The sequence below is a fragment of the Bacillus cereus group sp. Sample62 genome, from assembly GCF_036851315.1.
Classification (GTDB): domain Bacteria; phylum Bacillota; class Bacilli; order Bacillales; family Bacillaceae_G; genus Bacillus_A; species Bacillus_A wiedmannii.
The window spans coordinates 2,711,530-2,726,480 of the sequence record NZ_JAFLPK010000001.1; the positions used below are offsets into that span (position 1 = coordinate 2,711,530).

Genomic DNA, 14,951 nt, shown 5'->3' on the forward strand with positions numbered 1-14,951 from the left:
TAAATCGATAATATAGTTGTTTAAGTATTATTGAACTAAAGCAGCTGTTTGTTTAAATGAATACATTTATAGTGTCTCTCAAATATAATATCAGTTTTTAAATTCACCATTCTTCTCTAACAGGTTCAAGCTAAGTTATAATTTGTTAATCTAAATGTTTATGTAACCACAGTTCAAATATCTTTAACTGTTCTTCAGTATGAAAATAATGTTCACCTGTCTCCACGACCTCTAATTCACAACGATGTTTTTTTGTAAAATAGTTTATAGTTTCAAATTCACACAGTTCATCCTTAGCTCCATACATAATATATGTATCTGTATTCCATTTATTAATGGGATGTTCTTTTACATAGCATAAATAATCCCAATATAACTTTTGACCAATAGGTGTCTCTATAGTCATTTCTTTTTGCAAAAGTTCTGGTGTTACATTAAACCATTTCATCATATTTTCGATAATTCGTTCCATATTAACTACTGGTGATAAAAATAATGCCTTTTCTATCACATCATTTTGATAGGCTAAAAGGCTAAAATAAGCTCCTATACTACATGCAAACACGCTTACTTCTTTCCAATGTTCTTTTGCGTAATTCATAATTATAGATAATTCACTAACACAAAACTGTACTTTGCAAGGAGTATTATCATTTGTTCTTTCTCCATGCTCAGGTAAATCAAAGCTTAATACTTGATAACCTTTTTGATTGGCTGCTTCAGCTAATATTTGAATAACTGCATCTTCCTTATTTGACATATTCCCATGTACGGCAATAAAAACTTTTTCACTTTTATCTCCCCACAAAACCGCGGGAATATTACTAATGTTAAAATTATTTTTAAGCATATTTCCTCCTCGGAATAAGATATACAGAAATCGGCAAAAAACTGCGCACACTTTATAATCCTCTACTTAGTTTTAAAACAAATCAAACTATTACTGATTTATCACAAATGAATTCTACTCCGCTAGTGGAAGAAGGCTTTTTATACAATTTTATAATTTTTGAAAATGATTTTATTACCTCTGCACAACAGGCAATATTCCCTTCAACTCCAATAAATCATCTATTACTTTATCCGCTTGAGCAAGCTCATCTTCTTGTGCAAAATCGAAATTGCATCCAATCGCAATCAAGCCATTATCTTTAGCTGCGTTTATATCAGATAAACGGTCCCCAACTACCGCTGCTACTTTTATATCATATTTGTTCAAAATACTTTTTACTAAGTCACTTTTATTAAGAGAGTTTATTTGTTCAATACTAAACGTTTCAGTAACCCATTGATCTAAATCATAATAAGATACGATTGCTCGTAAATATTCAGTTAAACCATTGCTAGCAATATAAATTGAACAATTATTTTCTTTTATATATGTAAAAACTTCTTTTACGTTCGGATATAAAGCACCTTTTCCCCTCTTAATGTTTTCAATTAGTCTTTCTAAAAAATATGCATCTGTTTTTTCTCTTACTTCAAGAGAATAATTCGGTAATAAAGCTTCCCAAACTTTCGGTAACGGCACACCCATAATTTCACGGTATTTTTCAATAGGTGTTACCGTATCCCATAACTGTAATGATCTTAAGTGATCAAATGTATCATCTAACGATAATTCTAAAATTTTATCTGTCTGAAATAACGTTCCGTCCATATCAAAAATTAATGCTTGTAACATGTCATTCTCTCCTTTTGAACTATAAGTATTACTCGATATATTTTTCAGCATCTCAATGATAATTTCTGAACAATAATTTGCAGCCGTTTTCGCGAAATCAACATAAGAAATTTGAGCTTCATCGTCTGCACTGTCTGAAATACATCTTATAACGAGAAATGGTACATCATTTATATAGGCAACATGTCCAATTGCTGCACCTTCCATCTCTGTACAATGAGGTGCATATTCGTCTATTAATTTCGCTTTTAGTTTTGAATCCTCAACAAAACATTCACCGCTGACGATTCTTCCTTCATGAATTTCCATATGTAAACTACTACTATTGCATGCTTTACGTGCTAACTCTATTAATTCCTTATTTGCATTAAACTTTTCTTGGAACGGGAATAAGTTTTTCATTTGAGTTTTACTTACATCATGGTGGGTAACATTCGTTGAAATAACGATATCACCAACTTTTACATCTGGGTGTAACCCACCAGCAACACCCGTATTGATAATAGCATCTACATGAAATTTATGAATTAATGTTTGCGTACATGCGGCTGCATTTACTTTCCCTACACCACATCTTGTAACAATCACTTCGGTTCCCATGAATTTCCCAGCGTAAAAAGGCATCCCCGCAATCGTCTGTTCGTCTTCTATAACTAGTTTTTCTAAAAGTAAGTCTATTTCAATTTGCATTGCTCCGATAATGCCGATTCTGTTCATGTATGTCGTCCCCTTTTTCACTCTAAATAAGCCTCAAATATTCATCAATATCTTTAGAAATTTGCCTAAAAGCTTTATCCCAGAACGCATAACTTGTTATATCTATTTCAAAATATTTTTTCATAAGCTCTTCCACTGGAGCCTTTCCTGTTTCTCTTAAAAACTCTTTATATTTCGAATGAAAAGTACTTTTACTTTCTTGAGCTATTTCTAATAAACTAAAACTAGTTAAATACCCAAATGTGTATGGATAATTATAAAATGGAACATCCGCTATATAAAACTGAACATATTTCATCCAAACAAACGGCTGATATTCTGATAATGCATTCCCGTATGCTTTTTCTTGCGCTACTATAGATAATCTCTCGATTTCATCAGCACTTAAAGGACCTTCTTTACACTTTTCATAAAAGTTCTTCTCAAATTCAAACGAAGCACGTATTGCCATTACATAATTAAAACAGTTTCTTATTTTCCAACTAAGCAATGACTTTTTCATATCTATACTATCTGTTGATTGAATTAAATAGTTTATGAGCATGGTTTCAAAGAAAATAGACGCTGATTCAGCCGTACTCATTGGCAAATAATCATCTAAAAAAGAAGTAGATTGCTCAAAACTCATATTATAAAAATGCCAAGCATGTCCTAGTTCATGCGCAAGTCCTCTTACACTATCAATACTTCCGTCATAACGCATTGAGATTCGTGATTCTTTTTCACTGAAAAAAGGAGCACAAAATCCACCAGGTGGTTTATCATCTCTCGGTTCCGCATCCACCCATCCACTCTCTATTGCATTCCGTGCAAATTCTGCTAATTCTTTATCAATATTTTGTAATGCATCGTATATGTTTTGAACTGCTGCTGAAAAAGGAATAATAGCCTCGTTGTTTTCCTTTACTGTCATAAGCTCATGCCATGTAATCGTTACTCTGTCTTTCTTATACACATTTAAAGCACTTACTAATTTATCAAGATTTTCTTCTGTCGCATTCCACATTTGTAATAATACAGTTTTAGAAATGTCATTCGCATAAAGAGATTGTGTTAAAATCTCTCTATCTTCTAATTCATTACTCTTTGTATTGCGTAATCTCCCTATTTGATTTAAGACAGTAGCGAAGATTTCTTTTTCCTTATGTAAGACACTTGTTAATAACTCGAATACTTCTAATCTTTCCTTTTCATTATCACTATTCATTGCAATATTATTTGCTTGGCCAAATGATAATTGCTTATTATCGTGCTCTATTTCTATTTTATTCCTTAATTGTATGTACATATTTTCCCATGCGTTAAGTTCATCTTTTATTAACCTAGTATTAATATTATCGGAAGTTTCCACTTCACTTTTTTGTATTACTTGCTGTACTTCTCTTTTCAAATCTTTTACTGTAGCAGTCAATATAGTAAGATCAGATGAAACACTTTCTTCAGCAGATCGGCAATACAAATAGTATTCTGCTTTTTCAATAGCTTGTATAAGTTTTGAAAGAATCTCTACATCTTGTGTCCCATAATATTGTTCTTTCAACCCCAATATTGGATTTAGAATATCCTCAATTGGATACAATCGATCTAAATCCCACTTAGCAATTTCATGCATTTTTATAGCCGCCTCCTATTTTTACAAATAGTTACAGATATTTCTCCCTACACAATTATATATGAAACGGAAAAATTTTAATATCTTTAAATATTTAGATTTCTAAAAACATATTCTTATTTATATTCTTTTCTTCTGCTACTGAAACACACATAGCATAAGCACATGAATGCTACGGCTACTGGAATCAGTATTACTCCTCCAATAAAAGGGTAAACAACTACACAACAAGTAAAAGCTACTATAGAAAAAATTTTGCCTAACTTATTCTTTATTAATTTCATCCCGGCCGCAGTACCGACTATATATGTAACAATTCCTAACGAATTCGGTATTAAAACAATTTTATCTATGCTAATATGGAAAACGAAACTTATTAACAGGCCTATTATTGCAATAAAACCTACAACTTTTACTGCATTTGTTGGTGTTTCTCTTTTTTTATTAATACGTGCTAAATAACGCGGTGCAACTTCTTCTTTTCCTAGTGAATAACCTAAGCGCCCCATACTTGCAATAAATGCATTTGTCGTCCCTAAACAAATGATAAAAGCTACAAATCCAATTATCCAAGCAAATTGGTCGCCTAATGTTTGTTTGATTACAAGCACGAGAGCTGTAGTATTATCAGCATTTATATGATAAGATTTCGTTCCAATTACTGAAAATACAATACCAATATATAAAACTCCAATAATAACAATCGCAAATCCTGTAGATAAAATAATATTTCTTTTTCTAGGTGATTTAAATTCAGGAGCTAAACTTGCAATTGCTTCCCAGCCGAAAAAAGACCAAAAAATTAATAATGATGCCTCTAAAATTGGATTTATTTCTTGCATAGAAATATGTACATTTATATTTTTTATTTCAATATAAGATAGTGAGCTAATAATTGTTACAATTAAAATAAAGAAAGTTAATACACCCATACATACTTGAAACCACCCACTCATTTTTAACCCGTATAAATTAAAACCAATTGAAATACTTGAAATAATAAGCGCTATAACGTAAGAGAAACATGGTGATAAAGCAAACACTTTCACTATATACATTCCACCAGTCATTGAGACTACGATTTGTCCAACGCTACCCGCAATAAAAAAACACCATCCTATAATAGCACCTATATTTTTACCGAAAGCTTTTTCTGCAAACGTGGCAATTCCACCTGCACTTGAGTACTCAATCGATAAAAAAGCGAATGTGAATGCAAGTGGAACACTAAGTAATATCATAATAAGCCAAGAAACAATCGCATTCCCTTCTGCTACACTCGCTGTCATACCAGGTAATATAAGAATTCCCGATCCTAAAACCGCCCCGACATATAAGGCTGTTCCCCTTTTAATAGAAATTGTTTCATCAAAATGATTAGACATTATAAGCACCTCCATTTATATTTTAATTATAGAAAGTTATCAGTCTATTCAATATACAAAAGTGTATGTATTTTTACATAAGGTTTTATATTATGTATTTGTTTAAGAAATTTACTTTCAATTTTGCAAAGGAGCATAATTCATGGATGAAATTGATAAGAAAATAACGCTATTACTACAAGAAGATGCCAGAATGACAATTACAGAAATGACCGAACACTTACACCTCAGCCGCCCTAGTGTTACAGAAAGACTAAAGAGATTACAAGATACTGGAATAATTGAAAAATATACCGCACGGATATCATTAGATGCAGTTGGAAAATCAATTCAAGCATTTTTAAGAATTGAAAATCTAAAGATTCCTTGTAAAAAATTTGAGGAGAAAATCTACGAAGAATATAGAATACTCGAATGTCATCGAGTAACAGGTGAAAGTAGCTATTACTTAAAAGTAGCGGTTCACTCTATGAAGGAATTAGAGGAATTAATTGATATCGTTATACCATATGGAACAGTCAAAACTTCGATGATTTTATCTTCACCGATACCATATCGACCGATTATTACTGATTAATAAGAAAAAAGGATTGATCAAAAGATCAATCCTTTACTCTACTTCATTTAAGAAGAACAATGTTAACGCACCAGGTCCTGTATGCGCTCCGATTGCTGCTCCAATTGTATTTACGATAAATACTTCACAGCCAAATCTTTCAGTAATTAATGCTTTTAATGCTTCAGCTGTTTCTAAGTCATCGCCATGAGTCATAGCGATTGTTTGACCTTTAAGGTCTTTTCCGCGCTCTTCCATAATATCTACAATTCGGCTTAGTACTTTCTTTTTCCCTCTTACCTTTTCAAGTGGTACAAGCTTTCCTTCTTGCACGTTTAAGATCGGTTTAATGTTTAGTAAACCACCGATAAAACCAGCTACTTTACTTAAACGTCCACCTCTCACTAAGTACTGTAAGTCAGCTACTGTGAAGATATGTTCTATATGGTTCATTAGAAAATCAACACGTTTTAAAATATCTTCTTTTGATGCGCCGTCTTTCGCCATTTTAGCAGCTTCTAATACGACAAGCCCTTGACCAAGCGAAGCACATTTCGTATCAATAATTTCTAAATCTAAATCAGCATATGTTTCTTTCACTTCTTCTTTAATAACAACTGACGATTGATATGTACCGGACAGTTCAGATGAAAAAGCTAAATATATACAAGGATTACCTTCTTTTGCATAAGAAACAAATTTTTCTTGGAAAGTTTCAAGTGAAGGCAATGACGTTCTATAAACAGCGCCTTCTCTCATATTTTGCAATAATGTAACTGACTCTAATGTAACTCCATCTAAATACTCTGTTTCTGCTTCATCATAAACACGGAGTGGAATTAAATCAATATCATATGCTTGCAGCAATTCTACCGGTAAATCCGCCGCACTATCCGTAATGATTTTAACACCCATTTTTAAACCTCTATTCTGTTATAAATATAAAAAATATAAAATAAAAATAGTACTTTTAAATTATATACGTAAAACTTAAATGAAGAAAGGAAAAGACTTTATATTGTATGCACTATTCTTCAAAACTTGAACCTTTACTAAAAATCATTCTATTTTAACTATTTATTATTCTTTCTATAACACAAATGATTTTATGATTATTTTGCATTTATATATTTTATTTTTTAATTCAATATAGTCTTTTCAAATTTATACTGTTTAAAATTAAAAAGCCAAATCCAATAAAGGAAACGGCTTTTTAATTTTTTAAAAAATAACCAAACTTTATTTTCCATCACATTGTTTGTTAACCTTATTATTTATGCAATGTTAAATATTAGTCCAATTATGATTAATATTTATAGCCTGTACTAGAATTAAAACAGTGAATATTTATCACTAAGAAGCAGCATATATATAAAATAGGTTAAATATTTTATAGAATATTTAATTTTACTAGTAAAGCTAATAAAATTTGGAGAAGAATTTGAACATTTACTGCTATGTCTGTATCCGTAGTCGTAACTGTAACATTTCTAGAATTTCTAATGACAGTTTCTTGTTTATTAACTTGTTTAACAGATGATTTTTGAAACAATTCTTGTGCTACACGGTCAGCTTTTTCACTATCTGCTATAGAAATACTTATTATAACCACGATAGCTGCTTGTAATGCTGCTTGAATAGATAACGCGGCTTTTGTATCTGTAGTAGTAACTTCTACATCTGCTGAATCAACAATTATAATAGATTCTTCAGAAATTTGATAAGTTTTACTTTCTTGCGCAGCTGCTTCTGAAACGCTAGCATTTTTAAAAGACGGATGAGGATTTGAGTAATCTAATGCACTCCACTTTTTATTTTCATCTGTATGGCATGCTTTGTCCATAAGTTCACCCCCTTTCAATCTAAATAATTATTAACCTGTGATTGTATTTCAGAAACAATACTTTTAATTTGCTGTTTTTTTTCTGGCGATAAATTTTTTAACCTTTCTTCATTTATCCCATGCCTATTAAAAATATCTGAGAGTAAAAGGTCTATGATTATATTCTTTTGATCCTTATCAAACTTAAAGGAAGAAAATTTGTTTAAATCATCCATTTACAATATTCACTCCAATCAATTTTCTATAAAAATTTTAAATAACTACGAGCATTATATGTAATTTAATAAAAATTGCTTGGACAAGTAACTTAATCTTCTATTTCCACTTCTTTTTCTAATAAAATCAAAAAGCTGGCTTCTAATAAGAAGACAGCTTTCCTTCACATAAACATAAGTTTCATTTACTTTTAAATAATGTATTTAACTTTTACTATTGTGTAGTTTTCTACACTTACTTTCCCATTAATCTTGAATGTTAATTCAGTCATAATAAGAAGTCCAAGCTTGTACCACATATTACAACAAAAAATATTTACTTAGAATGAACCTTTATAGCTAAATATAAACAGGTTAGAAACTTTATAAAATATTTAGTTTAACTAATAAAGCTAATAAAATTTGAAGGAGAATTTGAATATTCACTGCAATATCTGTATCAGTAGTTGTTACGGTTACGTTTCTGGAATTTTTAATAAGTGTTTTTTGTCTATTAATTTGTTTAATAGATGATTTTTGAAATAATTCTTGTGTTATTTTATCTGCCTTTTCACTATCTGCTATAGAAATACTTACAACAACCACAATAGCTGCTTGTAATGCCGCTTGGATAGATAACGCAGCTTTTGTATCTGTAGTAGTAACTTGTACATCTGCTGAATCAACTATTTCAATGTATTCCTCAGAAATTTGATCGATTTCATCTGTTTGTATAGCTTCCTCTAAAAAATTTGCATTTTTACTAAACGAATAATAATTTAATGATTCGCAATCTTCTTTCTTTGGTTCACGATCCTCTTTTTTCGGCTCACAATCCTCTTTTTTTGGCTCGCAATCCTCTTTTTTCGGCTCACAATCCTCTTTTTTTGGCTCAGGAACTCGTTTTTTCGGCTCAAACTCCCGGTTTAATGGATCCCGGTTTTTCTTTCTTCTACAAACTTCACATTCACACATAAAATCACCCCTTTTAGTCTTAAAAATTAGCAATATTAAAATATTGACTAACTACTAGCATTTTATGTATTTTTTTAAAATTTGTTTGGACAAGTAACTTAATCTTCTACTTCTTTTTCTAATAAAAAAAGCTGCCTTCTAATAAGAAGACAACTTTCTTTGTGACTACTCTAGAATAGATTTCATACAATATAATTGTTCCTTCCTTATAACCTGAGTTCGTCACTTTAGTTATAAAAATGTGGGTATATCCTATAACCTTTTTAGGGATCATCCATAATTTATTTCATAAAAAGTGCTTTATTTTACTGAAAGGTGGTTGCGGAAACAACCGCCTTTTTATTCGGAACAAAATAAAACTTTTATATAAAAGGCCCATAATTAAATACACTTAACTTCATATGATATATTGCATCCTTTCTTTTTAGAATGAGTAGTCGTTACTGAAGGGCACTTTTCGAAGTGCTCTTATCTTTAAATCCCTTTTCTTTTTCAGGAGGTTTTTTTCTAAATCCTAATACGATTTTTATCACTCAGGCTGGTGATTATTATATTTCCTTACTAGTTCCAATAATATAGTAGCTACACCAATTAAAATAAGCCTATAAACTCTATACGCTTAAATAATAATGCGTTACCAAACACACGAAATAGTTTTACACTAAATTCACAAGGTTCTTATCCTCTTTTAGTTGAAGTAATCATTTCAATACCAGCAAATCCACACCTTCAACTAGCAAATGTGCTATATCAAGGTTCTTTTGATATAGCATCTTATGTTTTATATAATAAAGATAGTGCTAGTATTCCGAAGGAGGGTGTCTATGAGTATTCAAATGGCTACATCTAACGATTTAGAATGGATTAATAATCAATATGACTCAATAGGATTTGTACGAAGTGATTTAAAAAGAGATAAAGTTGCAATCATTACATACAACAACGAGTATGCAGGTGTGGGACGATTAGTCCAAATAGATGATGATACTATAGAAATGGGTGGAATTTTTATTCTCCCTCAATTTAGAGGGTTACATTTAGCTGGGGAACTTGTATCATTTTTAGTAGAAACTGCGAAAAAATTACAAGTAAAAAATGTATATTGTCTTCCTTTTGAGGAATTAGAAAACTTTTATAAGAAATATGGCTTTACTGAAGTTGATGCTACAAAAGAGGTTATCCATCCAATTATTCTAAAAAAATATAACTGGTGTTTGGATACTTATGATAAACATGTTTTACTATTTAAGTTGTGAGTTTCTAAATTAGGATTTAACACCTTGTATTTCCCCACATGTAAAAAAGATTTATCACGTTTCACCTAGTTAATTAACGTATTGTTAATTACTACATTGGCAGTATTTCACTTCCAATGCATGTTAGCTAGCTTGTTTGCAGACTTGCTAGCACTTTTTGTGTTTTTCTATTACAAACTCCTAAAAAAATTCAACTGATTGATAGTGAAATAATCATTTATGTAATTCGCACACGAACTTCCTGTTCTTGTAATAATTGGACGTTTAGTTCCAATATAATATTTTGCATTAACTGGTAGATCTTATCATGATTTTCACTTTGTTCTGATGTAAATTCAATACACTGAAATATATAACCTTCTACACGTAAGCTTCCTTTTTCAATTATAGATGGATTTTTTCCTTTCTTTATTATTTTTGGCAATAAGAATTCTTTGTTTGTTACAATAATTTCTTGTGATACTTCTTTTATTTCTATAACTGTTTCTTTAAAAACGATCTTTTCTATTAGACTAATTTCACCTTTATACCTCCCTATTTCAATTGGTAATTTCGCAGTTATATAATTATTTACATCTGCTTCAACTTCCTTCTCTAATATTATACCGTGGATAGGAATCCATGAAGATGAGCCTACCCAACCCTCTTCAATATTCCCTTTTTCTTTTTGATTAGAAAGTTCTAAAAGTACCCTCTTTTCATGAAGGTTTGAAGAAACTAAATTACAATCAATCTCTCCATGATAATATTCCATTGTAGTTAGTAACGTAGAATCCAGCTCACGCCCTCTTGCATCTTCTTCATTACGAAATACATATACTTCTTGATTTTTCACATTCATATTAGGGGATTTTTTAAAACTAGTAACATCTGAAATAATAGAAAATGGGGTTTTCACTTCTATTGAACGTTCTGAATTCGCTATTTTTGATTCAGAATCTATACTTTTCCCCTCTAATCCACTCGTTTTATGTTCTTTTCCTAGGAAAATTTTTTCAATTTTTTTCTCAGATTCATTTGCTTTTTCTTCCTTTTGGGGCTCTGGTTCTTTATTTTCTTTCTCTGCTTGTATTGCTTTTTCTTCTTTTTTTGACTTTGTTTCTTTATTTTCCTTTTCTGCTTGTATTGCTTTTTCTTCTTTTTTTGACCCTGGTTCTTTACTTTCTTTCACTGCTTGTATTGCTTTTTCTTCTTTTTTTGACTTTGTTACTTTACTTTCTTTCTCTGCTTGTATTGCTTTTTCTTCTTTTTTTGACTTTGTTTCTTTATTTTCCTTTTCTGCTTGTATTGCCTTCACCTTACGTTCTGGTCCTTTACCTTCTTTCTCTACTTGTATTGCTTTCTCTTTTTTCTCTGAATCTGTTTGTTTACTTTTCTTATTTTCTCTTATTTCATGAGATTGCTCTTGATCAATCAGTATCTCTCCTTTGTAAACTTTGTTCCATATTTTCTTACCAACCCATGGATTTTTCATCACCATCCCCCCACCAATGAAACTCATAAAAATATATTTTTGTACGCGACCATTTCATTATTATATATGTTTTATAAAACGAAAAAAAACATTGTCTTTTTATCAAAGACAATGCTTTTTTAGTTTTACACTCGTACTTGTTGCACTTGTAAAACTTTTACAGTAAGATCCAGTACAATTTTCTCACGAAGAGTCTCAAATGATTCGTTTAATTCTGTTGGACAAGGAGAGAAGTCTAATTCAAAAAATTGAGCGCTAACTAATTCGCAATATGGTTGTTCATTATAAAAAACAGTATTTTCAAAGAAGTATTTGTCTAAACGTGGTAAGTCACCGTTATTAGGATTAATAAAGTGAGATGTAGTATCTGAGGAAGCAGCTACTATTGCTAGTGATAGAAAATCTGTTTCTGTTAAATCTGCAAAACCAGAAAATGGAACATTTGCGATACGATCAAATAGTACTGAATTACATCCACTACCTGCATATTCAATGTTTTTACGAATATATCCTTGTACAAATAACTTTGCTCTTGTAACTCGGCGGTAATTTGTACCTGGTACTGGAGTGAATGCTACTGGAACTAACTTACACTGTGTTAAAAATACGTTTTTTAACACACGTTTAATTTCGGATGCTGCAGGTGCTAATGGAACATCTGATTCTACAACAATTTGAATTGTTCTTTCGGCTAATACAACTGGGATTTTTACAATCGGTGCTCCTGGTGTAAGAATTGGTGCTGCTGCCTCATCACTTAATGGTGTTTGGGTTTGTCCTACTACCTGACATGGTACATTAATTGGACATTGTTCACTCATAATATATAATCTCCTTTATAAAAAAAAATTAGAGTTTTTCAACTCTCTATACTGTATATGTACTTTTTCTATTAATGCGTGGGTTTGTATCATAGTCACTTTTATCATTTGCAAAATAAGAGATTCATTTCCCCTTTATAGTTAAAAACATATAAATTAATAAAAGGAGCCTATACTGATATCTACCTATATAAAATAGAAGGTCACGACTAATTTATCTTTTTATAAAAAATAAAAACCGACTAAAAAAGCCAGTTTTTGCACTCAATATATTATAAAATCTTCTTATTATTGAACTAATTATTTTATTTTCTAATGTTTTGATAGATTTTTAAAAACTCTATCAAAACATTCTAGTCATCTGTCTTTCCCTTTAAACTCTATACTTTGTACAAATCTTACACTCTCTGCTCATTCATCTATTATCCACAAAATAAGTATCATATGCCTTATCAAAAACATATCCTAACTTTTCTGCTAGTTTTGCAGATGTAGTATTCGCTGCATCCCAGTTTGGATATATCTCTTTTTCTAAACAGTCCAAGATGAGTGCTGCACTAACTATAGTCGCCAATCCTTTTCTTCTATGATTGTGATCAGTCGCTACCTCAATTTCAATCCCTTTATCATAAATGCTATATGATGATGCACCGCATATAACTTCTCCTGTATACAAAATACAATACCCTATACCTCGGTTTATATAATCTTCAACTGATTGAAATTGACTTGTAAAATCTTCAGAGACTTTATGTAATGTAGGGTTATTTACGATATCTTCATCTATTCTTCTTAACTCGTATCCTTTTGGAAGCACTGATATAAAAGATTGTAATTTTGAACGATTAAAAACTTCTGCATTACGTTTGAATTTATAGCGTAAAAACTTATCTATTTTTCTTCCATAAAATGTTTCTAAACGCTTTTTCCACTCTTCACTATTTACGATTACTAACATTCTATCAGGAATGTTACGTACTAATTCTTCTGTTTCTTTCGCATTTGAATCCCCAGCATAAAATGTGAAAATCCCTATCGTAACTTGCGCTACTGTTGGATTTTCAAGATTATTTACCCAAGCGGTACCCATATGTCCTTGTAAATAAGAAAGTAAAACAACGTTATTGAAATCTTCGAACATAGTAACTAATTTTTCTCTTGTATGTATATTCGCTTCATATATCATTTACATTCCTGCTTTCTTTAGAATTAATGTACTTCTACTCTTTTCTACATATAAGCAAACGTCTACTACATTCCATATAATTATAAATTATTCATAAATATAAAATTATTATAACATTTCATCAAAAAGTAAATGACTTCCTAGTGTATAGGTTTATAGATAATATACTTAATAATAATTCACAATCTATAATCTTTTATTATGTAAAAACCCTCAACATTAGTCTAAGGGTTCATTTAAATATATATGTTATAACTCATTCTTATAAAGAAATGATTCTGTTGCCCCGCTTTTATATACTTTAGTCACTTGAACAACTGATGAGTACGTATTATCGTCATTCGATATCATCTTTCTCATCTCTTCTATCTCGGTATTACCAGCTCCACTTTCAATTTTCAAACAGTTCGATATGTTGAGGTATCCACTCGATGCGAAAAGAATAATAAACGTAAGATCAGGGAAATTAATGAACAGTATTCCAAACTTTAAAGGGTTCGTAGCCGTATCAGATAATACTAGTCGGAAACTTAATAATTCAGGCACTTGAACAAAATCTTTAGAAACAATTGCTTCACCTATTATAGTAATTTGCTTTACTATATTTCCCATCTCATCTATAAACTCAGTACAACTAGGTGCATCAATTGTTTTTGCTTGAAGTGATAAATTCAATTCTGGATTGTGAAAGTCAAAAAAGAGTGTACTTCCTTCGGTTAAACATTGCGGACAAATATTTCCAAGTAGACTAAAATCCTCTTCAATAAATTTAACTTTCGTTTTACAACTACAAACTTTTCCTATTCGAATTGCATCAATCTTAGAGCAATCTACAAAAATAACCTCATTGTCCTCTTGTACGAAGGATACGATACCATTCCTCTTATTAAATGAAAGAAAATAAGATACAACAATTCCATTTCCTGCTATTACAATACTCTCAACTTTAGTATACGGTTCAAGACTTTGTAAAAATTCACATATACTATTTTGGCAACATCCACAATCACGTTTCGGCTCACAATCCACTTACACTCCATCCCTTCCCAATATGTTTTTATCTAATACATATAATATGAGCGGAGTATAAAAAAAGCTTGGACAATATAACTTTAACGTAAGAATTCACACTAAGTATAAGGAATAACACATATTTTTTACTATAAATACATATAACAATTTCATCTTTCATGAAAAAAACGTTATAATAAGGTGTAGCCTCTACGATTACGTTATAAAGGAGATTAA

14 protein-coding genes are annotated in these 14,951 nt (G+C 30.8%); 2 read left to right on the forward strand and 12 right to left on the reverse strand.

The window, feature by feature from the left end:
- Window positions 1-145: 145 nt before the first annotated feature.
- The 4 genes from J0835_RS13750 to J0835_RS13765 form a co-directional block, all read right to left on the reverse strand.
- Window positions 146-850, reverse strand: coding sequence for an alpha/beta hydrolase (locus J0835_RS13750; RefSeq protein WP_140386782.1), 705 nt, complete (start codon window positions 848-850; stop codon window positions 146-148).
- A gap of 174 nt (window positions 851-1,024) precedes the next feature.
- The gene (locus J0835_RS13755) at window positions 1,025-2,401 is read right to left on the reverse strand and encodes a 5'-methylthioadenosine/adenosylhomocysteine nucleosidase (protein ID WP_087980719.1); all 1,377 of its coding nucleotides are present in this window, start codon (window positions 2,399-2,401) and stop codon (window positions 1,025-1,027) included.
- A 22-nt stretch (window positions 2,402-2,423) separates the two neighbouring features.
- Window positions 2,424-4,013 (reverse strand): M3 family metallopeptidase, encoded by a 1,590-nt coding sequence (locus J0835_RS13760; RefSeq protein WP_087980720.1) that lies wholly within the window; start codon window positions 4,011-4,013, stop codon window positions 2,424-2,426.
- A gap of 116 nt (window positions 4,014-4,129) precedes the next feature.
- Window positions 4,130-5,398 (reverse strand): APC family permease, encoded by a 1,269-nt coding sequence (locus tag J0835_RS13765; RefSeq protein WP_087980721.1) that lies wholly within the window; start codon window positions 5,396-5,398, stop codon window positions 4,130-4,132.
- A gap of 142 nt (window positions 5,399-5,540) precedes the next feature.
- On the opposite strand from J0835_RS13765, the gene J0835_RS13770 reads away from it, so the two are divergent.
- A complete protein-coding gene (locus tag J0835_RS13770) occupies window positions 5,541-5,975 on the forward strand; it encodes an Lrp/AsnC family transcriptional regulator (RefSeq protein ID WP_087980722.1) in 435 nt (144 codons plus the stop codon).
- Between the two features lie 33 nt (window positions 5,976-6,008).
- Here the strand turns inward: J0835_RS13770 and J0835_RS13775 are convergent, their stop codons facing one another.
- From J0835_RS13775 to J0835_RS13790, 4 genes are all read right to left on the reverse strand, one after another.
- Window positions 6,009-6,869: a DegV family protein gene (locus J0835_RS13775; protein WP_087980723.1), complete on the reverse strand. Its 861-nt coding sequence runs from the start codon at window positions 6,867-6,869 to the stop codon at window positions 6,009-6,011.
- Between the two features lie 475 nt (window positions 6,870-7,344).
- On the reverse strand, window positions 7,345-7,797 hold the full coding sequence (locus J0835_RS13780) for a spore coat protein (RefSeq protein WP_087980724.1): 453 nt from the start codon (window positions 7,795-7,797) through the stop codon (window positions 7,345-7,347).
- 14 nt (window positions 7,798-7,811) lie between these two features.
- Window positions 7,812-8,012 carry a hypothetical protein gene (locus J0835_RS13785; RefSeq protein ID WP_060487103.1) on the reverse strand — a complete coding sequence of 67 codons (201 nt, stop codon included), beginning with the start codon at window positions 8,010-8,012 and terminating at the stop codon, window positions 7,812-7,814.
- A gap of 363 nt (window positions 8,013-8,375) precedes the next feature.
- Window positions 8,376-8,966 (reverse strand): spore coat protein, encoded by a 591-nt coding sequence (locus J0835_RS13790; RefSeq protein WP_087980725.1) that lies wholly within the window; start codon window positions 8,964-8,966, stop codon window positions 8,376-8,378.
- 824 nt (window positions 8,967-9,790) lie between these two features.
- Between J0835_RS13790 and J0835_RS13795 the strand changes: the two genes are divergently transcribed.
- The gene (locus J0835_RS13795; RefSeq protein ID WP_060631217.1) at window positions 9,791-10,222 is read left to right on the forward strand and encodes a GNAT family N-acetyltransferase; all 432 of its coding nucleotides are present in this window, start codon (window positions 9,791-9,793) and stop codon (window positions 10,220-10,222) included.
- Between the two features lie 217 nt (window positions 10,223-10,439).
- Here the strand turns inward: J0835_RS13795 and J0835_RS13800 are convergent, their stop codons facing one another.
- The 4 genes from J0835_RS13800 to J0835_RS13815 form a co-directional block, all read right to left on the reverse strand.
- Window positions 10,440-11,696 (reverse strand): BC_2427 family protein, encoded by a 1,257-nt coding sequence (locus J0835_RS13800; RefSeq protein ID WP_087980726.1) that lies wholly within the window; start codon window positions 11,694-11,696, stop codon window positions 10,440-10,442.
- Between the two features lie 125 nt (window positions 11,697-11,821).
- On the reverse strand, window positions 11,822-12,517 hold the full coding sequence (locus tag J0835_RS13805; protein ID WP_001975871.1) for a CsxC family protein: 696 nt from the start codon (window positions 12,515-12,517) through the stop codon (window positions 11,822-11,824).
- A gap of 415 nt (window positions 12,518-12,932) precedes the next feature.
- Complete coding sequence (locus J0835_RS13810) at window positions 12,933-13,703, reverse strand: GNAT family N-acetyltransferase (protein ID WP_087980727.1); 771 nt, start codon at window positions 13,701-13,703, stop codon at window positions 12,933-12,935.
- 249 nt (window positions 13,704-13,952) lie between these two features.
- On the reverse strand, window positions 13,953-14,732 hold the full coding sequence (locus J0835_RS13815) for a BC_2878 family exosporium-associated protein (RefSeq protein ID WP_087980728.1): 780 nt from the start codon (window positions 14,730-14,732) through the stop codon (window positions 13,953-13,955).
- Window positions 14,733-14,951: the final 219 nt, after the last annotated feature.